This window comes from Vibrio sp. V01_P9A10T6, from assembly GCF_963877065.1.
Classification (GTDB): domain Bacteria; phylum Pseudomonadota; class Gammaproteobacteria; order Enterobacterales; family Vibrionaceae; genus Vibrio; species Vibrio anguillarum.
Genome location: NZ_CAWNTB010000179.1, coordinates 1 through 20,307, shown reverse-complemented (window position 1 = coordinate 20,307; position 20,307 = coordinate 1). Strand labels below are relative to the sequence as shown.

At 44.9% G+C, this 20,307-nt stretch carries 19 protein-coding genes, 1 tRNA gene and 2 pseudogenes; 6 read left to right on the top strand and 16 right to left on the bottom strand.

Annotated elements, in window-relative coordinates:
* The 7 genes and pseudogenes from AACQ21_RS13505 to folB form a co-directional block, all read right to left on the bottom strand.
* Positions 1 to 203 (bottom strand): annotated as a pseudogene (locus tag AACQ21_RS13505) (tRNA pseudouridine(13) synthase TruD); the annotation flags it as partial.
* Positions 204 to 414: 211 nt separating this feature from the next.
* On the bottom strand, positions 415 to 900 hold the full coding sequence (gene ispF / locus AACQ21_RS13500; RefSeq protein ID WP_013857718.1) for a 2-C-methyl-D-erythritol 2,4-cyclodiphosphate synthase: 486 nt from the start codon (positions 898 to 900) through the stop codon (positions 415 to 417).
* On the bottom strand, positions 893 to 1,624 hold the full coding sequence (ispD, locus tag AACQ21_RS13495) for a 2-C-methyl-D-erythritol 4-phosphate cytidylyltransferase (protein WP_010320457.1): 732 nt from the start codon (positions 1,622 to 1,624) through the stop codon (positions 893 to 895). The genes ispF and ispD overlap by 8 nt, the downstream gene beginning before the upstream one ends.
* A complete protein-coding gene (ftsB, locus tag AACQ21_RS13490) occupies positions 1,625 to 1,906 on the bottom strand; it encodes a cell division protein FtsB (protein ID WP_026028366.1) in 282 nt (93 codons plus the stop codon).
* Between the two features lie 129 nt (positions 1,907 to 2,035).
* Positions 2,036 to 2,839, bottom strand: coding sequence for an undecaprenyl-diphosphate phosphatase (locus tag AACQ21_RS13485; protein WP_105977301.1), 804 nt, complete (start codon positions 2,837 to 2,839; stop codon positions 2,036 to 2,038).
* Positions 2,840 to 2,851: 12 nt separating this feature from the next.
* The gene (gene folK / locus AACQ21_RS13480) at positions 2,852 to 3,343 is read right to left on the bottom strand and encodes a 2-amino-4-hydroxy-6-hydroxymethyldihydropteridine diphosphokinase (protein WP_088731684.1); all 492 of its coding nucleotides are present in this window, start codon (positions 3,341 to 3,343) and stop codon (positions 2,852 to 2,854) included.
* Complete coding sequence (folB, locus tag AACQ21_RS13475) at positions 3,340 to 3,693, bottom strand: bifunctional dihydroneopterin aldolase/7,8-dihydroneopterin epimerase (RefSeq protein ID WP_017047526.1); 354 nt, start codon at positions 3,691 to 3,693, stop codon at positions 3,340 to 3,342. Before folB ends, folK begins: the two co-directional genes overlap by 4 nt.
* Before the next feature lie 187 nt (positions 3,694 to 3,880).
* Here folB and plsY point away from each other — a divergent pair, with 187 nt between their 5' ends.
* Positions 3,881 to 4,483 carry a glycerol-3-phosphate 1-O-acyltransferase PlsY gene (plsY, locus tag AACQ21_RS13470; RefSeq protein ID WP_105977300.1) on the top strand — a complete coding sequence of 201 codons (603 nt, stop codon included), beginning with the start codon at positions 3,881 to 3,883 and terminating at the stop codon, positions 4,481 to 4,483.
* Between the two features lie 111 nt (positions 4,484 to 4,594).
* Here plsY and AACQ21_RS13465 read toward each other — a convergent pair whose 3' ends face one another.
* Positions 4,595 to 5,443 carry an alpha/beta fold hydrolase gene (locus tag AACQ21_RS13465; RefSeq protein WP_105977299.1) on the bottom strand — a complete coding sequence of 283 codons (849 nt, stop codon included), beginning with the start codon at positions 5,441 to 5,443 and terminating at the stop codon, positions 4,595 to 4,597.
* 135 nt (positions 5,444 to 5,578) lie between these two features.
* Complete coding sequence (gene tsaD, locus AACQ21_RS13460; protein ID WP_105977298.1) at positions 5,579 to 6,595, bottom strand: tRNA (adenosine(37)-N6)-threonylcarbamoyltransferase complex transferase subunit TsaD; 1,017 nt, start codon at positions 6,593 to 6,595, stop codon at positions 5,579 to 5,581.
* 240 nt (positions 6,596 to 6,835) lie between these two features.
* Between tsaD and rpsU the strand changes: the two genes are divergently transcribed.
* The 5 genes from rpsU to AACQ21_RS13435 all read left to right on the top strand — a co-directional run bounded on the left by rpsU (position 6,836) and on the right by AACQ21_RS13435 (position 11,539).
* Positions 6,836 to 7,051: a 30S ribosomal protein S21 gene (gene rpsU, locus AACQ21_RS13455; protein ID WP_004396009.1), complete on the top strand. Its 216-nt coding sequence runs from the start codon at positions 6,836 to 6,838 to the stop codon at positions 7,049 to 7,051.
* Positions 7,052 to 7,080: 29 nt separating this feature from the next.
* Complete coding sequence (locus AACQ21_RS13450; protein WP_010318215.1) at positions 7,081 to 7,524, top strand: GatB/YqeY domain-containing protein; 444 nt, start codon at positions 7,081 to 7,083, stop codon at positions 7,522 to 7,524.
* A gap of 95 nt (positions 7,525 to 7,619) precedes the next feature.
* A complete protein-coding gene (dnaG, locus tag AACQ21_RS13445) occupies positions 7,620 to 9,365 on the top strand; it encodes a DNA primase (protein ID WP_105977297.1) in 1,746 nt (581 codons plus the stop codon).
* Positions 9,366 to 9,463: 98 nt separating this feature from the next.
* Entirely contained in the window at positions 9,464 to 11,320 is a 1,857-nt protein-coding gene (gene rpoD, locus AACQ21_RS13440; RefSeq protein WP_013857727.1) for an RNA polymerase sigma factor RpoD, read from the top strand.
* Between the two features lie 143 nt (positions 11,321 to 11,463).
* Positions 11,464 to 11,539: transfer RNA gene (locus AACQ21_RS13435), tRNA-Ile, on the top strand.
* Positions 11,540 to 11,793: 254 nt separating this feature from the next.
* On the opposite strand, the gene AACQ21_RS13430 is transcribed toward AACQ21_RS13435, so the two are convergent.
* From AACQ21_RS13430 to AACQ21_RS13400, 7 genes and pseudogenes are all read right to left on the bottom strand, one after another.
* Positions 11,794 to 12,090: a Dabb family protein gene (locus tag AACQ21_RS13430; protein ID WP_017047521.1), complete on the bottom strand. Its 297-nt coding sequence runs from the start codon at positions 12,088 to 12,090 to the stop codon at positions 11,794 to 11,796.
* Between the two features lie 144 nt (positions 12,091 to 12,234).
* On the bottom strand, positions 12,235 to 12,519 hold the full coding sequence (locus AACQ21_RS13425; protein ID WP_017043423.1) for a type VI secretion system PAAR protein: 285 nt from the start codon (positions 12,517 to 12,519) through the stop codon (positions 12,235 to 12,237).
* A 112-nt stretch (positions 12,520 to 12,631) separates the two neighbouring features.
* Positions 12,632 to 13,732, bottom strand: a complete 1,101-nt coding sequence (locus AACQ21_RS13420) for a tryptophanase (protein WP_105977296.1) — start codon at positions 13,730 to 13,732, stop codon at positions 12,632 to 12,634.
* Positions 13,716 to 17,384, bottom strand: coding sequence for a LysM peptidoglycan-binding domain-containing protein (locus tag AACQ21_RS13415; protein ID WP_105977295.1), 3,669 nt, complete (start codon positions 17,382 to 17,384; stop codon positions 13,716 to 13,718). Before AACQ21_RS13415 ends, AACQ21_RS13420 begins: the two co-directional genes overlap by 17 nt.
* A gap of 2 nt (positions 17,385 to 17,386) precedes the next feature.
* The gene (locus AACQ21_RS13410; protein WP_105977294.1) at positions 17,387 to 17,914 is read right to left on the bottom strand and encodes a DUF4123 domain-containing protein; all 528 of its coding nucleotides are present in this window, start codon (positions 17,912 to 17,914) and stop codon (positions 17,387 to 17,389) included.
* Positions 17,911 to 20,010, bottom strand: a complete 2,100-nt coding sequence (locus AACQ21_RS13405; RefSeq protein ID WP_105977293.1) for a type VI secretion system Vgr family protein — start codon at positions 20,008 to 20,010, stop codon at positions 17,911 to 17,913. The genes AACQ21_RS13410 and AACQ21_RS13405 overlap by 4 nt, the downstream gene beginning before the upstream one ends.
* Positions 20,011 to 20,149: 139 nt before the next feature.
* A pseudogene (locus AACQ21_RS13400) lies at positions 20,150 to 20,307 on the bottom strand (type VI secretion system tube protein Hcp); the annotation flags it as partial.

The window sequence follows — 20,307 nt, the reverse complement described above, 5'->3', positions numbered from 1 at the left end:
CCACATGCTTTAGCCAGTTCATTGACCACAAAACTGGTATTTTCACCAGTTTTACGAATATGAACCATTAAGTGTTCACCACTTCCTGCCAGTTCGAATCCTAAGTCTTCAATCACTTTAAAGTGCTCTGGCTTGGCTTTTATTTTGGCTTTAGCGGCTGGTTTACCACAAAGGTAAGCCAATGAAGATAATATATCTGACATGTTTTCATCCGTCGCTGACGCGAGTTGGCGGTAATAATAAAAACAGCGACGCATGAGCCGCTATTGCGCGTTACTGAGCGTGCCATTCGTTGGCGGTAGTCCATCAATAACGTGTTTTTACATAGAAGGAGAGGTAAGTGAATTACCATTACCTCTTCAATTTGTTGGGTCGTTTTATTAAGGCAATATTATGCTTTGATCAACCGTGCATTTAATCTGTAGTACATTTGATCAATAAGACAACCGCTTCGCAAGCAATACCTTCTTTGCGCCCAGTGAAACCAAGGCGCTCGGTTGTGGTTGCTTTGACGTTAATATTATCTAGCGTCGTTTCAAGATCTTGCGCAATGGCAGCGCACATCGCTTCAATATACGGCGCCATCTTCGGCGCTTGCGCGATAATGGTGACGTCGGCATTTCCTAAACGGTAGCCTTGCGCTTTCACACGGCGATAGACATCTTTCAATAATTCACGGCTATCTGCCCCTTTCCATTTATCATCGGTATCGGGGAAATGGCGGCCAATATCACCTGCGGCAATCGCGCCAAGCAACGCATCACTTAAAGCATGCAAGGCGACATCACCATCGGAATGAGCAATTAAGCCTTGCTCATAAGGAACGGCAATTCCCCCAATGATGACTGGACCTTCACCGCCAAATTTATGAACATCAAAACCGTGGCCAATTCTAATCATGGTTATTTCCTATTGCGGCTAGTGAAGAAGTACGACCTAAATAAAACTCAGCTAAAGCGAGATCTTCGGGTTGCGTAATTTTTAGATTATCCGCCCGCCCAGCGACCAACGCTGGATGTAACCCTTGCCACTCCATTGCGGATGCTTCATCGGTGATGATGACTTGCTGATCTAACGCGTCCGACAAAGCCTCAAAAAGCGGCTTGGCTCTAAACATCTGGGGGGTGAGTGCGTGCCATAATGCAACGCGATCAACGGTATGATCAATGTTGTTTTCGCCATCAGCACGCTTCATTGTGTCTCGAACGGGTGCAGCTAAAATCGCACCTACCGGATGCTCTTTAGCCGTCGTAATCAATCGGTCAATATCTGCAAAAGTAAGACAAGGCCGCGCTGCATCATGCACGAGAACCCATTCACCTAGGGAATTAGCTAAAACATATTGCAGCGCAGAGAGCACCGAGTCGGCTCGCTCTTGACCACCGCTGACGCGAATAACATTTGGGTTAGTGGCTAATGGCAGAGCAAAATAGTAAGGATCATCGTCACTGACGGCGACAACAACGCGATCAATATTAGGGTGCGCGAGCAGCGTCGCTATTGTGTGTTCGAGAACGGTTTTGTTGTGTATGGTTAAATACTGTTTCGGACGATCCGCTTGCATTCGGCTGCCAACACCAGCAGCCGGTACAATCGCGGTAAGAGAAAGCGTACTGTGCGGCATTTATTGACTATCCTCACCGACCAATCGATAGAAAGTTTCACCTGCTTTTATCATTCCTAATTCATGACGCGCTCGCTCTTCAATCGCGTCCAATCCTTGTCGTAAATCATCAATTTCGACGAACATTTCCGAATTTCGTAGCGTTAGGTTTTCGTTTACTTGTTGCTGCACGTCAATTTCATCGACAATGGTTCGATAATCAGCAATGCCATTTTTACCGAGCCACAAATCGTACTGTAATAAACCGAATAATAACGCCAATGTCACCGCAAAAAGTCGCATCACATCTATAACCATTCAAAACGTTCACTATGAAAGAGAACGTAAACGATAAACAAAGCGTGCTGTTTAAAAAAAGTGACGCTCTAACACAGCACGAAAATGATGGCTATTTATACCACAAGCCTTTATTTAACTCATCATTAGGAACGCAAATAAGCCGCCACCCAGAATTAAACGGTAAATGACAAACGGAGTCATACCCATTTTAGAAATCAGTTTTAAGAAGAAATGGATACAAATATAAGCACTGATAAAGGAGGTCAGGATACCCGTCATTAAGAAACCAAAATGCACAGGTTCGCCACTGGTCACCAGCTTTAACCCTAAATAGCCACCCGCCAAAACAATGATAGGAATCGACATCAAGAAAGAAAAACGCGCGGCCGCTTCACGAGTAAAACCAAGATACAACGCCGCAGTGATGGTCGCTCCTGAGCGAGAGGTACCGGGGATCACCGCAACTGCTTGTGCCAAACCAATCATCAGCGATTTTTTCCAATCGGCTTGGTATTCATCATCCGCTAATGGAGCGTTTTTATCGACATACCACAGTAATAGACCAAAAATAATAGTGGTGGTTGCTATCACCCAAGCACTGCGTAGGTAGAGTTCAACAATATCTTTCATAAAAAAGCCGAAAATACAGGCAGGAATGGTTGCTAGTACGATCATCCATGCCAGTTTCGATTCTTTACTGCGCTCGCCTTTAAAAATCGAGGAAAGAAAAGCGCGCAGTAAAGTCACGACTTCTTTCCTAAAATAGATAACCACAGCAGCTAATGTGCCGACATGCACCGCCACATCAAAGGCAAGACCTTGATCTTCCCAGCCTAAAATGGCTGAAGGCAAAATTAAATGTGCGGAGCTGGAGATAGGTAAAAATTCGGTTAAGCCTTGAATCAAAGCCAAAAAAAACGCTTCTAAATAACTCATTACTGACTCTTATTAATTAATGTCAAACCAAAGTTTGACAGGGGTGAGCGATTCTAAGTTGATCGCCTGTTGCCATATTTGACGCACACTACGGCCATCATTGGGAACGATCCGTTCCGGTGACAAATCGTAAAGTGGTTGTATGACAAATGGATATTTAAAGATATCACTGCGTGGCAGTTCAGGATCTTGCGCTGAAATTTCTTCACCAAACAAGATGATATCGAGATCTAAGGTGCGATCTTGAAATTTTTTCGCCTGCGGGTCGCGCCCCCATCGAAATTCAATCGCTCGAAGTTGCGCCACGAAATCACTCAACGAAAGCCTTGTTTCCAGCGCAACGACTAAATTATAAAAGGCCGCACTATTGAACCCAACCGATGCACATTCGTAAATGGTCGAGATCTGTAGATGATTTCCGATGGTCGACAATTCCTCGATGGCCGCTTCGATATGTTTGCGTCTTTCAATATTAGAACCGACGCCAACATAGACCGTCGTCATGCATGGCCTCGTTCAATGATAACGCCAACACTGGATGCCTGTGCTACCGCGCCGGGCTTTGCTAAGCGAATTTTAACCCAAGGAACGGAAAAACGCTGCATCAGAAGCTCTGCTACTTCTTCTGCAACACGCTCTACCAATAAAAAGCGACCATTTTCAATATGTGCGATCACCGCTTGACTCACTTGTGCGTAGTCTAATGCATCGCTCACATCATCACTTTTACCTGCGGGTTGATTGTCGTGCGCCATTTCGATGTCGAGCACCAACTTCTGCTTGATCTCTTGTTCCCAATCATACACACCAATGGTGGTGATCACCGTCAGCTGCTCAATAAAGACTTTGTCCATTTTTGCGTCTCTTCCTCTAGAGGTCGGATACCCTAATTACGTAAAAAATCGTACTATTTTGCCTAATCGCGATATCATATACCCAAACTGAGTCGAGATGCGAAATCCAAAACATTTTTTTGCTTTTCATCATGGTTAACAATGGCTTGTGAACTTGCTTTAGGGCATTTCCACTGCAGAGGTACTTATGACACCACTCGCACTGATAATGATCATTTCTGCCTATTTACTGGGTTCGATCTCAAGTGCGGTGTTGATCTGCCGTTTATTACGCCTGCCCGATCCTCGCAATATGGGCTCAAATAACCCCGGTGCAACTAACGTATTACGCATTGGTGGAAAAAAAGCCGCCATCGCGGTACTGCTGTGTGACATGCTCAAAGGTACTATTCCCGTATGGGGCAGCTACTATTTGGGGATTGACCCCATTCTATTGGGCCTAGTCGCCATCGCCGCTTGCCTTGGCCATATGTATCCTATTTTCTTTCATTTTAAAGGCGGAAAAGGTGTTGCAACAGCACTGGGAGCAATCGCACCGATCGGTTTAGATCTCACCGCACTTATCATATTGACTTGGGTCAGCATTGCATTTTTATTTCGCTATTCATCCTTAGCGGCTTTGGTTACCGTGCTGCTCGCTCCGTTCTACACTTGGTTGATCAAACCGCAATATACCTTACCGGTAGCAATGCTGTGCTGCCTTATCGTGTTTCGTCATCACCAAAATATTAAACGGTTATTGGCTGGCACAGAGCCGAAAGTGGGTGAGAAAAAAACGCTTGGTTCTTGAGCTAGCTTGGATGATGGATAAACCCGCTTGCAAATAACGTCAATGACGAATAAGTAAAAGGCCTCTTACGAAGCCTTTTTTGATTAAGCATGACCCGCAAATAAGGGAAGACTAGCTAAGCGCTTTTTTCAAGAAACGGGTCAACATGGCGGTAACGTATTCAGGTTGTTCTAAGTTACTGATATGTCCAGCATTAGCAATAACCTCTAACTCACTGCCGTGAATGGCATCATTCATTAAGTAAGCCTCAAGAGGCGGACGAGGCATATCTTCAGCGCCAGCTGCAATCAGCACTGGCAACCTCAATTGCTCCACCTCTTCAATCATGTCACGACGACCGAAGATCATTTTCCCCAACCGAGCCACTTCCACCGCTTGTTGACCAGTAAGCGCCGATAAATGTTGCTTGAATCCAGCCACTAATGCCGGAGATTGCTGCTCGCCATCTTTTGCAAAAAACATCGGTACAACTGCATCAACAATCGGTGCTGGCACTTGCTGCATCGCCGCAATCGCATCGAGCATGGCAAAATATTTTGCATGGCTGACTTCAGGCTCTAGACCAACAAAGGTATCCATCATCACTAATGATTTCACGCGCGCAGACGCAAGAACGGCTAACTCAGCCCCCCACATTCCACCTACAGAAAGACCAATGATAGAAAACTGCTCAATCGATAAGTGGTCCATCAAAGCCAAAATATGCTGAGCATAATCTTTCAGTGTGTTCATGGATGACGGTGCAAAATCTGACTGACCATGTGCCCATAAATCAGGCACGATACAGCGGTAGTGTTGACTCAACGCTTCCACCTGAGGTGCCCACATTGCGCTGTCCCACAGATAACTGTGACCGAAAACAAGCACTTCACCTTGCCCTTGATCCAAATAGCGCATCTGGCAATCATCAATAACAAATGTCTTCATTGTGAATCCAATATTAGTAAAGTAGGTTGGCATTGTAGCATTGATATGAGCGATAACAGCTCAGAGCAGAATTTAAGCAATGGCTAATTAAAATAAATACAGAACACCACAGAAACGGAAGTACCAAAGAACAAAACGGCCTCTAAAAAGAGACCGTTGCGACACCCGCTAAATAATGGGTTTAAGTTGATCAATCGGCCAGCGAGGTGTTGCCTGCACCGCTAAATCGACTGTTTCACCATTTTTTAAACGCTGCATACCCGCATAAGCAATCATTGCACCGTTGTCGGTACAAAACTCAGTACGCGGATAATACACTTCACCACCGATTTTTTTCGCCAGTGCGCCAAGCTCTACACGTAACTGCTTATTGGCACTCACGCCACCGGCAATAACAATGCGTTTCATGCCCGTTTGCTCAAGGGCGCGTTTGCACTTAATCACTAAAGTGCCACACACCGCCTCTTGAAAGGCATACGCAATATCCGCTCGGGTCTGATCATCATTCTCATTAGCTGCAATCGTATTGGCTGTAAATGTTTTTAAACCAGAGAAACTCATGTCTAACCCTGGTCGATCCGTCATCGGACGCGGAAACTTAAAACGCCCTGGCGTTCCTTTTTCAGCCAAACGAGCCAACAATGGCCCCCCGGGATAATCAAGCCCCATCAGCTTCGCGGTTTTATCAAACGCCTCACCGGCCGCGTCATCAATAGACTCTCCGAGGATCTTATATTCACCAATCCCTTGCACCTCTACCATCATGGAATGACCACCGGAAACCAGTACGGCCACAAACGGAAACGGAGGCGGATTATCTTCAAGCATCGGAGCTAAAAGGTGCCCTTCCATATGGTGAACAGGCACCGCTGGCACATTCCACGCATAAGCCAAACTACGGCCAATCGTCGCGCCAACAAGCAGCGCACCCACTAAACCAGGACCTGCGGTGTAAGCCACGCCATCAATATCCGCTGGCGTCAAATTCGCTTCAGCCATCGCTGCTTTTATCAGTGGAATGGTCTTTTTAACATGGTCTCTAGAAGCAAGCTCCGGCACCACACCGCCGTAATCGGCGTGCAGTTTTACTTGGCTGTACAATTGATGAGAAAGTAAGCCTTTCTCTTCGTCATAAATGGCGATGCCAGTCTCGTCACACGAGGTTTCAATACCAATAATGCGCATAATTTTCTCAGCACGCTTTCATCAACAATTGGAAATGGCCGCCATGTTACCCCGCCTTGGCTCCGTAAACAAATTTTGTACAGACTATAATCGACAAAGTGCTTTACAAAGCTATTGCGATCGGATTAAAATTCCGCACCATTTTTGATCAAGCTGATAACCGAGCAAACAGACAAGAAATCTTGTGGTTTAAGCCTCAAAATATCAGCGTTAACGAATAACCCCTGAGGTGAAAGGCATATGCCAATAGTTAAAGTACGTGAAAACGAACCGTTCGATGTTGCATTACGTCGTTTCAAGCGCTCTTGCGAAAAAGCAGGTATCCTTTCTGAAGTGCGTCGTCGTGAGCACTATGAAAAACCAACTACCGTTCGCAAACGCGCTAAAGCAGCAGCTCAAAAGCGTCACGCTAAGAAGCTAGCTCGCGAAAACGCACGTCGCGTTCGCCTGTACTAATAACCTTTTTCCATTAAGGAACGAGAGTTATGGCTCTAATTGATATCCTCAAAGAAGAGCAAAAATTAGCGATGAAAGCCAAGGATAAAGTACGCCTTGGCACTATTCGTTTAGCCTTATCCGCGATCAAACAACGAGAAGTCGACGAGCAGATCACTCTGAACGACGACGATATTCTTGCTGTGATGGTAAAAATGGTTAAACAACGTCGCGACTCTGTCGCTCAATATGAAGCTGCCAATCGTCAAGATCTCGCAGATGCAGAGCAAGCAGAAATCACTATCCTTGAGGCATTTATGCCTCAGCCGTTGAGCGATGATGAAGTGAGCGCATTAATTGATGATGCGATCACCCAGTCCGCTGCTGCTGGCATGCAAGACATGGGGAAAGTGATGGCTGTCTTGAAACCGCAAATTCAAGGGCGTGCAGATATGGGTAAAGTCAGCGGATTAGTTCGAACTAAACTCGCTTAAATGCCCGCATCAAATTGCATCAAGCCGTGCTATCCTCTGGAGCGCACGGCTTGTTTGTATCTAATCACTCGTTTTAATCTTTTCTTTTAGGTTTTATGGCAGGACACATCCCTCGCAGTTTTATTGATGATCTCCTTGCTCGACTTGATATTGTCGACATCATAGACGCACGTGTGAAACTTAAGAAAAAAGGTAAGAACTACGGTGCTTGCTGCCCATTCCATAATGAAAAAACGCCCTCATTTAGTGTAAGCCAAGAAAAACAGTTCTATCACTGCTTTGGTTGTGGCGTGCATGGTAATGCAATCGATTTTTTGATGGAATTCGACCGCCTTGAATTTGTTGAAGCGATTGAAGAACTCGCAGCTCAATTGGGCTTAGAGGTCCCTCGAGAGAAAAGCTCTTATGGTTCATCTACTCCCAGCAAAACAAAAGCTCAGAAGATAGAGCTTTATGATTTAATGGAATCTATATCTCGACTATACAAAACCGAACTCCGCAAGGATACCGGTATCGAGGCGATCAAATACTTAAAGCAAAGAGGTCTTAGCGGAGAAATCGTAGCCAAATTTGGTATTGGTTTCGTACCCGAAGGTTGGGATACCGTTAAGAAGCACTTTGGTCAAGACCAAGACAAAGTACAGACGCTAGTCGAGGCCGGAATGCTTATCCAGTCTGATAACAACAGATCATATGATCGTTTCCGAAACCGGGTTATGTTTCCCATCCGTGGGCATAAGGTAAACAGAGGAAAGATCATAGGCTTTGGTGGTAGAGTACTCGACGATAGTACACCAAAATACCTTAACTCCCCCGAAACTGACATATTCAAAAAAAGCAAGGAGTTATATGGACTCTATGAAGCTTTAGAATACGATAAAGATCCAAAACACTTAATTGTAGTTGAGGGTTATATGGATGTTGTGGCGTTAGCTCAATACGATGTTAATTATGCTGTTGCTTCGTTAGGCACCTCAACAACTGGTGAGCACTTGCAGACGCTGTTCCGCCAAACCAATACCGTGGTTTGCTGCTACGATGGCGACAGGGCTGGGCGAGATGCCGCTTGGCGCGCACTTGAAAATGCCCTCAGCTATCTGCGCAGTGGCAATGTACTGAAATTTTTATTTCTTCCCGATGGTGAAGATCCCGACAGCTACATACGTCAACATGGTAAGGCCGCTTTCGAACAGCAAGTATCCAATGCTGTTCCTCTATCTAAATATTTATTTTCCAATTTACTTACCCAAGTTGATGTAGGAAACGATGAAGGAAAAGCCGCATTAGAGGCACTAGCGATGCCATTCATCAACAAAGTACCCGATGAATCTTTGCAGGCACAGCTACTTAAAATTCTTGGGCAAAAGACAGGGATTTATAAAAAACCCAGTTTGCCAAGTGGCAAAGACATGCGCCCTCAACCGCACAAAGAGTTGAAGCGCACACCGATGCGTGAAGTGATCGCTTTGCTTATTCAAAATCCAAGCTATGCTGAAATGGTGCCTGATATTTCCAGCGTTCAATCCTTGCCCATACCCGGTTTAAGTTTATTAATTGAGGTACTTGAGAATTGTCAAGCGTACCCCAATATTACTACAGGCCAATTGCTTGAACACTGGCGCGGTAATAAAAACGAGACCCTTCTGTCTCGCCTCGCAAGTTGGGAAATTCCACTTGTTGAAGACAACCAAGAAGAACTATTTTTAGATTCATTGGACAAAATATTGGCTCAATGCATCGAAAAGCAAATTGAAAACCTGCAGGCAAAAGAAAGAAGCGTCGGTTTATCAGCCGAAGAGAGACGGGAGCTTCAAGACTTAATGAAAGACTTGAAAGCGTAACCCAGTTTAAATAGTCAGCAATGAATAAATTTGTTAGTATATGTGGTTTGCATTTCGCATACTAATTCCTTCACCAGATATGAAGTTGGATACCGTCTATGGATCAAAATCCGCAGTCACAGCTAAAACTACTTGTCATTAAAGGCAAAGAGCAAGGCTATCTGACCTACGCCGAAGTAAATGACCACCTACCAGCAGAAATCGTAGATTCCGAGCAGGTAGAAGATATCATTCAGATGATCAATGACATGGGCATTAAGGTGGTAGAAACTGCCCCTGATGCCGATGATCTTGCTCTAAATGATGACAACGCAATCACCGATGAGGATGCTGCCGAAGCTGCAGCCGCTGCATTATCCAGTGTAGAAAGCGAAATTGGTCGTACTACCGACCCTGTGCGCATGTATATGCGCGAAATGGGTACCGTAGAACTGCTGACTCGCGAAGGTGAAATTGATATCGCTAAGCGTATTGAAGATGGTATTAACCAAGTTCAACGCGCAGTGGCTGAATATCCAGGCACCATTCCATACATCTTAGAGCAATTTGACAAAGTTCTTGCTGAAGAACTTCGTTTAACAGACCTGATCTCAGGTTTTGTTGATCCTGACTCAGATGCAACGAACGCCCCAACAGCGACCCATATCGGTTCAGAGCTTGCTAGTGCTGACCTTGCTGATGAAGACGACCTCGATGATGACGACGATGACGACAGCGAAGATACTGACTCTGAAGAAGATGCAGGAATCGACCCTGAGCTTGCGCTAGAAAAATTCACCGAACTACGCAACAAGTATCAAAATCTTCAACTCGCGAAAAATGAGCATGGCTATGACAGCAATAAAGCCGCCCAAGCCACCGAGTTGATGTTGGATATTTTCCGTGAATTCCGACTCACGCCAAAGCAATTTGACTACCTAGTCAACAAGCTTCGCACCTCTATGGATCGTGTTCGTACTCAAGAACGTCTGATCATGAGAGCTGCGGTCGAATACGGTAAAATGCCTAAGAAATCATTCATTGCCTTATTCACTGGCAATGAATCAAGCGATGCATGGTTAGATGAAGTACTCGCTTCAGAAAAACCTTATGCAGAAAAAATCAGACAGCAAGAAGAAGACATTCGTCGTTCAATTCATAAATTGAAAATGATCGAAGAAGAAACGTCTTTGAATGTACAAAACATTAAAGACATCAGCCGTCGCATGTCTATCGGTGAAGCGAAAGCTCGTCGAGCGAAAAAAGAGATGGTTGAAGCAAACTTGCGTCTGGTTATTTCTATCGCGAAGAAATACACCAACCGTGGCCTGCAGTTCTTGGATCTTATCCAAGAAGGTAATATCGGCCTGATGAAAGCGGTAGATAAGTTTGAATACCGCCGTGGTTATAAGTTCTCAACTTACGCCACTTGGTGGATTCGCCAAGCTATCACACGTTCAATTGCAGACCAAGCACGTACTATTCGTATTCCAGTGCACATGATCGAAACGATCAACAAACTGAATCGAATCTCACGTCAGATGCTGCAAGAGATGGGCCGCGAGCCTCTGCCAGAAGAATTGGCAGAACGCATGCAAATGCCAGAAGATAAAATTCGTAAAGTACTGAAAATTGCTAAAGAACCAATCTCGATGGAGACACCTATCGGTGACGACGAAGATTCGCATCTTGGTGACTTTATCGAGGATACAACCCTTGAACTACCACTTGATTCTGCTACGGCCACCAGCCTAAGAGCAGCGACTCGTGACGTTCTTGCTGGCCTAACCCCTCGTGAAGCGAAAGTACTGCGTATGCGTTTCGGTATTGATATGAATACAGACCACACGCTAGAAGAAGTTGGTAAGCAGTTTGACGTAACGCGTGAGCGTATCCGCCAAATTGAAGCGAAAGCACTGCGTAAACTGCGTCACCCAAGCCGCTCTGAAACATTGCGCAGCTTCCTAGACGAGTAATCGCAACCTATCCAATCTAAAAGGTGAGCACAAGCTCACCTTTTTTGTATCTCATGGTTTAAGTGGATAAAAACTAAGCGCATTTACCCTATTTTGCGGGTAGACACTCATAACTCCATCCCCTATAATCACACACCTAATTTGGCCCCTTAGCTCAGTGGTTAGAGCAGTCGACTCATAATCGATTGGTCCCCAGTTCAAGTCTGGGAGGGGCCACCACTTTCTCTCCGATAACATCCGTCAAAACCTACAAAGCCAATTAAATCAATACGTACCAAATTATTCAGCATTCATAGTCTCTTGTGACTAATGTACCATCGAATGTACCAACGGCTAAATATCGACTGTTCTGGTGGTACATCATGGCAAAAAGAGTGGTACCTTTAACTAACACTCAAGCCAAACAAGCTAAAGAATCTAGAGTCCATCCTACCCAACATGGGGTGAGCGCCTCTAGGATTACCGACTTGTAACTAAATCGAATAATCGAAAACGATGATCTCTTCGAGCAAAGGACGAAAGACATCCTTTAGCGCGTTATGCTCTGGATGAGGTAGGTAATTTTGGCGCCCTTGCTCATCGCTAAATGTCATTAAAACGCTGTGGGTATAACCTTGGTTTTTGCCTTCAGGGCTGTCGTTCACGCCCCACTCAACAGCAGCGACCCCCTCGACTTTCTCTGGCATGGCTTCAAACAGCGACTTGAGCTGTTGGATGTTGGCAGGCTGAGCTTGTGGTTTGAATTTGATTAATAAGATATGGCGGATCATTGTTCGCTCCGTTTCTGGCCGTAGAATTTCTTTTCATAAAGAGGGATAACGCTGGCTCACTGTTGCTAAAGCTGCTGCGCTTAAAACAATAAAGCGGCACTCAAGGTTTGAAGCGCCGCTTTATTGATTAAATGGGTTACAACCTTAACCGATATTGACCGATGAGCCACCAATAATTACGCCACCGCAGTCAACGGCATCGCCGACTCGAGCGGCGGGCTTGCCATCAATCATAACGCTACCCGAGCCCCCTTTAATTGCTCGCGGGTGGCTTGGGTTGTTCGGCTTATCATGAGGCTCTAACGGGTCGCCCTGCCTTGCCACCGCTTTGCCATCAATTTTTACCGTCGGTGACCCAGCGGTGATCGGCGTAGGAGGAAAACCATCATGATCGGATCCGATATCTCCTACTAATGCACCATTTGCCATTGATTTTCTCCTTATCAGATTCGTTGATTAAGCTTATTGCAATGTTGTTTTTACTTTAAGGGTTTAGGTGGTTTATACCGTGTTATATCAGCTAAAGTATTTGCCTTAGCAACTAATCCACCCAGTCAACACGGCGAGTAAAGCCATCGATATATACCATCGGTGTCATGGTGTTTATTGTTTTTTCAATCTTTTCACTGACAATATTTTCTTCTTTATCAGTCGCCTTATAAGAAGATGACAATTTACTATCACCTGTTAACCGTTTAAAAAGCATAGAGTAATAATATTTTTCATATTCATCCCGACTATTAAAATAATTCTCATATATCTCAAATGTGGATCCTAGACGAGTCAATTTCTCCATGAGTTGATTAAATATTTCTTCGTCAACATCAACTTCTAGTCGTCTTTTTAATGCAGGAATGTAATTGTTATTTGAAGCAATTGTTAATAAGTTAATAGCTAACTCATACTGCTCTGGTGTTTTGGCTTCATACTTATCTTTACCCTCTGGGCGAACTAAGATGGTATTGACATAGTCCATTAACGGTTGGTAGTAATGTGCTTGAGAAAAGCGAATCACCTCTTGAATATACTGAGCTCTAGTCTCTTTCGATTGGTCTAACTGTTGCTGTTTTAGTAAAAAATATTGAGCACGCAAATCGCCTTGTGCGGCAAGAGGTTTGAAAAGCTCGATAGCTTTTGTAAAATTATCTTCTGTGCAAAGTTGAGCTGAATTAGGATCATTAATTCCTAACAATTGGACAACCTGACTATCTAATGAACCCGACCCTAAATAAGCACAAGCATGGCTATTTTTTGAAATAGCTAAGGCTGCGTATGGATTACCCAAAGTTAATGACTGAAAGATTAAGTTGGTAACTTCGCGTCTCTTATAGTTATCCAAGAGCAACATACGTGCGTACCATAACATAGCATCAGGATTGCCCTCATCGATTAAACGTAATAATCCTTCCTCTGCGATATCCCATTGTCCATGTTGAATATTAACTAGTATTTCATACATCTTATCTCCCGGCTTTACGGTGCTTGAGATATAAGGATCATCCGATTTTTTATTAACATTCTCGGTAATAAATGGCTGAAATAGGGCAATATCGTCTTGTGGATTAGGCTTGCAAGCAACCAGCCCAACCATAACGCTCAGCAGCAAGGCAAGACGGACAAGTCGATTAGGATAAAGCTTCATGAATACTCCAATTGATAATAATTTCGTTCTTTTTCACTAGCTCACAGTGAAACTCTGTTTCTAGCCATACTTGGACTTTTTGACCGACAACGGGCTTGAACACCAGATCATTCGGGTAGGCATAATACTGGGTTGGCTTTTTAATTCCCACTAACAGACCGCTTTGGTACGATTCATCATAACGAGTTAGCACCATATTTTTGCATAAATTTTCAGATTCTTGATCAAACAACCTGATTAATCGTCCCCTATCAGCGCTACCAAATTCTTTCACAAATCTGGCCAAATTAAGCCACTGCGCTTGATAGGTTTGCCATTCAACCTGATGGTCTTTCTTGCCTGCGGGTAATTTCCCCATGGCAATCAAGGTTTCCTTCCACTGTCTCTGGTTCGCTTCCTCACCAACACTCTTATCCGCCGATAGCCACTGCATAATTTGTACAATCGCTTGGGCTTGAAGTTGATTCGCTTCGTGCTTCGCTCTGGATTGACCTTGAGCTAAGCTGCTTAAAATATTACAGAGCGTTTCAGGAGGTAATGTCACTATCCATTGGCGCATAATTGCACTTCGTTTGGTATCTGTTATACGTTCGGCTAAAAACGGCGCATATTCTTTACTCAGTACCTGTTGCTTATAACCCGCTAACGCCGTTACAGGCATAAGTAGCACCTGCGCCAAAGGTAAACCTAAGGCTAAACCAATGGTCATTAGGTTATTGAGTTCGTTAAAACTATCGTTGACTCCATTGGCATCCGCATCTCCAAAAATCGCTAGGCGGCGGAAATGGCTCTGTTTTAACACGCCAAGTAAGCAGCCAATAAACTCATCGACTGCGTTGGCATCCAGATTAATCGCCACTTTACCAGTGCAGCCGGGTCCCACAACCAGCCCCGCTGAAGCCACTAAGATGATAACTCCACCTTGAATCAGCAAACGAAACTCAGCGTGATAACCCGCACCAAATGAACCAGACAGTTTACCATCAATCGATCCTAATTTTTTCGGTGCCTTGGGCGCATTGCTCTGCGTAACAAATTTTACCGCAGGTGGGGCCCAGTAAACCGTTGCACCTAAAGTGCCCCCTGCTTCTACTCCAGCAAACGCATCAACAGAAACAGCGGCCTCCCCTGCATAACCAGCAGCTCCCGCACTTGCTAGGCTCGATCCGGGCAGAGCATAACCATTATAGATATTGGGATCAAACAGCCCTACCGTGCTACCTTTAATGCCAAAACCTTCACTCACATCACTCGGGCCGATTGCCAACTTAGCACTCAATTGGCATGAAGCGGCCGCCAGACCATAAACTGAACCGGCAATACAAACCCGCAGATCACCGGCTTCATATTTGTTTTCCTTATTGTTTTTATCGATATAAATTAAGTTAACCCCATGCCCTTTCACTTTTTCGACCTGCTCTTCCTTCATCATTTTATTTTCTGGTACAAGCGGGAGCCAAAATGAAAAACTGAGCTGACCTTGCAAGGCGGTGAATTGAGCCGAGATTGCCCCTGAGCCGCCGATATCACGCCGTTTTTTGATTAAATTTTGGTAGTTGCTTAGAGGGGTATTAAGTTCTTTCTCTGCCTTGGTTGATAAACGCAGCAACTGCGCTCCTGCGTCGACAGAATAGGCAGACGTTTCACCATTCGGACCAATACCGCCTTGGTAATGATAGCTATCTTGCCAAAAAGCAGTATCAAACTCAGCGCTGGCTTTCAATGGCATTAAATCTACTGTACTTTCAGGCTTGGTGAGCGCGTTGAGTGCGTCCTGCACAGACCCTGCTTCTACAATGTTTTTTCCATTCGATTGTGGCGCATTGAAGGTAATTTTTTCAGTAATGACTCGAACGTGCCCCGCCGCTAAGGCAGACAGTCGATCTTCATTAGTTTCTGGTATTAACCAGTGTGGGCCTCGGATGTAAAATACTTGACCATCTGAGAGCAAACAGCACTCCACCGCTTGAATATCGTTGGTTCCGGCTTTATTGATAAAACCTGACTTATGCTTTTCCTTGGGTTTAAATGTAGTTTCATCCCATAACAAGGTAAGAGCCGGCGGCATCTGGCTCGCGTTGCCCAAAGTAAATTCTAATCTATCAGCACCTTGCGCTGCCTTTTTTTGAGCCAGAGATTTTAGGTGATTTAACCGAGCTAAAGCGACTTTTTTAACCCAAAGTAATTGCCTAAAAAGTTCATCAATAGGTGTTGAACTGCTAGTACCAAGGAGTTGTGACAGTGCTTTTTTGTGCTTAATAACCGTGGCGTCAACGACCGCGATCAGTGCTTTTGCCGTGAAGTAAGACCACGCCGCACGTTCTGTAATAATGGTATTGAGATTGGCGTCTAATCGATCACCTGCGGTTTCCTTATATAACGCCTCGATCAATTGACTGTCATTGATGATGTCTAAGGCATCCCCCGATTCTCGCCATTTCTTCACTTTTTTTAATGCTTCGGGACCACAAGCTACGCCTGACTCACCTTCTAATTGGTCTAAGGTTAGACATTGCTCTTTAACGACTAAGCCATAATGGTTGATGTTTTTTAAGTTTATCGCACACACAAACAGCTTTTGTTTATCAAGAAATGCTTGCTGCTCTTTACTATCGAGCGTAGACATGCGAGAGCCTTGCTCTAGAGCTTGCTGCAACTGTGTTGGCCACTGCTTTAAATAAGCACGAGACTGTTGATAACTGCTGCGAAGCAATTCTTGATCTGATTTATCACGGTTTAGGTGCACTTGCTGTATCCAAGATGCCAAGTTCTTTTGGTGGCTACTGGTAAAATATTCGAGTTTTTTATCATAAATAAACTTGCTGCCATCATCTGCAACATGATTTTTTGCCGCTTTTTCAGCGGCTTTTTCTAGGCTTTCGACCTCTTTTTCAATTTTTTTAATCACCAGTGTCCGTAACTGTTGATTAATATTTTTTTCGAACAAAGGACCTTCTGGTGATGGCCGATATAAAGAGCCGAATTTTCCGTAGTATAAATGGGTGTTTTTTGCTTGCTCTCGATTAGATAACTTCTCACGAGTTTCTTCCAGCGACACGCCAATCAGCCTAGCCACTGTGATCAGATAATCATTCGGATTGGTCCCATCAACTCTGAATGCTTCATTTTTAATCACCAGCTTGGCAAGCAGCAGTGCCTGATATTTTTCAGCATCGTCTGACGTCATAAACTGTTCGTGAACTTTGGCGGCAAACTTTGAGATCAACCCCAACTTATTGAGGTTCTTCATCGTAGCTTCTGAATCATTCTCAACAATGGCTTGCGCCATGTGCGCCCTCTCTTCCTCAACTTTTTCTTTTGCTTGCTTAGTCAGCGCATACCAAGCTTTTTTACCCGTTTTAGGATGAGCAGGAACATACAAAATATCCTCGTATTCCTTGGGCGGTTGACATGTATCATTTCCACCGTTCACAACCGTTGGCGGCTCAACCAATTCAATACGCGAACCGTCAAATTCAATTGGCTTGGTTAGATCTGGCGGCAGTTTTAAAACGTTACCTTCATAAATCAGATTAGGATCTTTAATTTGTTCGCTGTTAAGTTTGATCAGCTCATCGATAGAAATATTGAAACGCTGAGCAAGTAAACTTAAGCAATCATTTTTTAAAATCGTATAGGCATTATTGGACATGTTTATACCCACTGCTTAAAGATAGGAGAGGTCAGAGTAGCAGGTTGGCTTTGCTCTGGCTGAATAGGTGAATGATGAAGCGTTTGCCGTTGACGTGCATGATTAACCCAATGAATGGCTTGAGCTGAACCTAAAAGGGTCTCAATATCGATGTCATTAAGTTGCGATGCAGCCTGATTCCAAAAGACATTGGTATAAAAACGCAAAAAGCAGGCTTTATTGTCGATCTTAACTTGGAGTAATGACTGTAAATGCTCACTAAATGCAGAGCCATCTTGACTCGCATCAAGCTCAAAAATAACCGAGCTTGAATCAAAATAAGGCAGCGTTAACCATTTATCTAATGCTGTCTTATCGCTACCCAAATTAACAACTAATGGGCTTTGATCATTCAAGTAATCAAAATCTGAACCAGCAAATAATACAATCGCCTGCTGAACGGCCATATTCCGAGTAAGAACATCAATCGCATCAGGAATACGGATGGTATCAACCACTAACCAATAATTAACAACCTTGAGTTGATTCATGAGGCACCTCGTTCGCACGGACAATCTTCTCGAGGACATGACCCATCACTTTGTTTTTGACACATTTTTGCCATGGGCACATTCGCAATAGACAATGTGGACATGGTTGCTGCTGATAGTTGTAATGGCAATGGGTTTGGTGCTGGCGGTGCAGCAATCATTTGATTCGGCAACGCCGCTACAACACCGCTATAACCCGAGCCGCTGCCTGCGCTGCCGCCAGAGTTGAGGTTGATCGCAGGCCCGACTAGGTGCACGCCGCCGCCATCCACTTTGATAAAACTACCCGCAGCTTTAATGGTGATTTCATTACCCGCATCCAATACCAACTTATTGCCTGCTTTAAGGTGCACTTCATTACCTGAATCAAAAACCGTTTTTTCACCGATTTTTTGGTGCAGTGAGCCACCCACTTCAAGGCTATGATCTAACGCTATTTTCTGACGGCTTTCGCCCTCGACCGTTAGGTGTTGGTTATTTTTGATGTGGCTGAACTGGTCGTTATCCACTGTCAGGTGTTTATCGTGTTTGATGTGTGTGGTGGCATCATTAAGCACTAGCGCTTCATAGTCTTTTTGCGCATGCAGGTAGATTTTCTCTTGCCCTGCTTGGTCTTCAAAACTCAGCTCATTAAAGCCTTCACCTTGATGGGTTTCACTGCGCAGTACGGTTTTGGTTTTGTTATCTGGCAGTGTGTAGGGCGCTTTATTGGTGGCGTGATAAGCGCGGCCTGTGACGATAGGTTGATCCGGATCACCATTTAAAAAATCGACAATCACTTCATGGCCAATTCTTGGGATAGCCATCATGCCATATTGGCTACCCGCCCAACCTTGCGACACCCTCACCCAACATGAACTGTGTTCATTGCCGTTGGAATATCTGTCCCATGGGAAATGCAGTTTAACTCGGCCATACTCGTCGCAGAAGATCTCTTCGCCATCGGGGCCAACCACGTGGGCGATGCATGGGCCATCCACTTGCGGCTTGATGTGTGGTGTTGCGCGCCACGTTACATCGGCCGGGATCAAGGCAAATTGGTTACTGTAGGTTGTTGCACCGCTACCGCCAGACTCTTCTAATGCTTGCGGCTGCCGGCCTTGATGGTTTACTTGCACCACAACCCAATCTCGGTTCGCGCTGTCGTCTAAATGCTCGACCAAATCAAACAGGGTTCCGGCTTGCAAACGCGCTTCATTGCTTTGACCTTGTGCAGTACGCGCCTGCCTTCTTAGGTACTCTAAACGAATTTGGTTAAACGCTTTACCGCTCTCATCGTCTTTAAATCGACCCGGGAAATCAAAATGTTCATAGTGGGTCTGCTGGTAATCCATCGCGGTGCCGAGTGCACTTTGCTTAAAACCGTAAGTCGGTTTTTTAAAGCTGTAATCCGCCAATTGGCTTTCCGCCACTTGCGATTGCGTGTGGCTGATTAAGTTGGAAATGTAAGGCGTGTCAGCGATACCACCGGACAGCACATTGTAAGGGATCGGCGTATCAAGCTTCGTTAAGCTTTGACTGTCGTCACTGAAAAAGAGAGTGTGTTTACCTTCTTCATGAATAAGGTGATAGACCAAGCCCTCTTCGGCGGCTAAGCGGTGTAAAAAGTGGATATCGGTTTCACGGTACTGTACGCAGAATTCGCGCTGAACAGATTCTCGTTTGAGCGAGAAGGCATAGTCGTCAATGCCCATCTCTTGCAGCACAATGGAAAGAATTTCAGGTACGGTTTTAAGCTGGAAGATGCGGCTATTTTGGCGCAGCGACAAGCGCTCTAATGCAGGTACCAAAGTGAGTGAGTAAAAGGTGTGATGATGACCAATATCGCCTTTACTGAACTGGCGCACGATGCCATGCACGCGCTGCACCACGCTACCATTCCGGAAAACCGTTAGCTGAGCTGTTTTGTCGACGACCTCGGCTGCACTCAAAATAGATTGACGGCTTGCGAGCTCAATGTGGTAACGAAACCCATAACAAGGCTCGCCATTGGCCAGCGCACTCTCCGATAAGGATTCTTGTCCTTGGTATTCTCGCACCACAAATGCATCGTCGGCGAGCCCGTCAACCTTTAACGTAAAATTCAGCGTGGCCATCTTCCATCCTCTTTACATTAGAAACAGCAAAGCCTTAAGCAAGTCACACTCATTGAATGTACTTTGCTTAAGGCTAAAAAAGGTGGCTGGCCGGATTGGCTTTGCTTACGCAACATCAGCCAGCCACCCAAATCAAAGCTTACGCTTCTACTGGTTTGCGCCAGTCATCTGAACCTGAAGTACCCGCGTTCACGTGATCCCACAGGATTTTACGGTAAGACATAGAAACCGTAACGTTTTGCGTGAAGTCGCCGTTCGCAGGATCTTGGCAGTGTGGCATTTCGCAGTGAATATCGA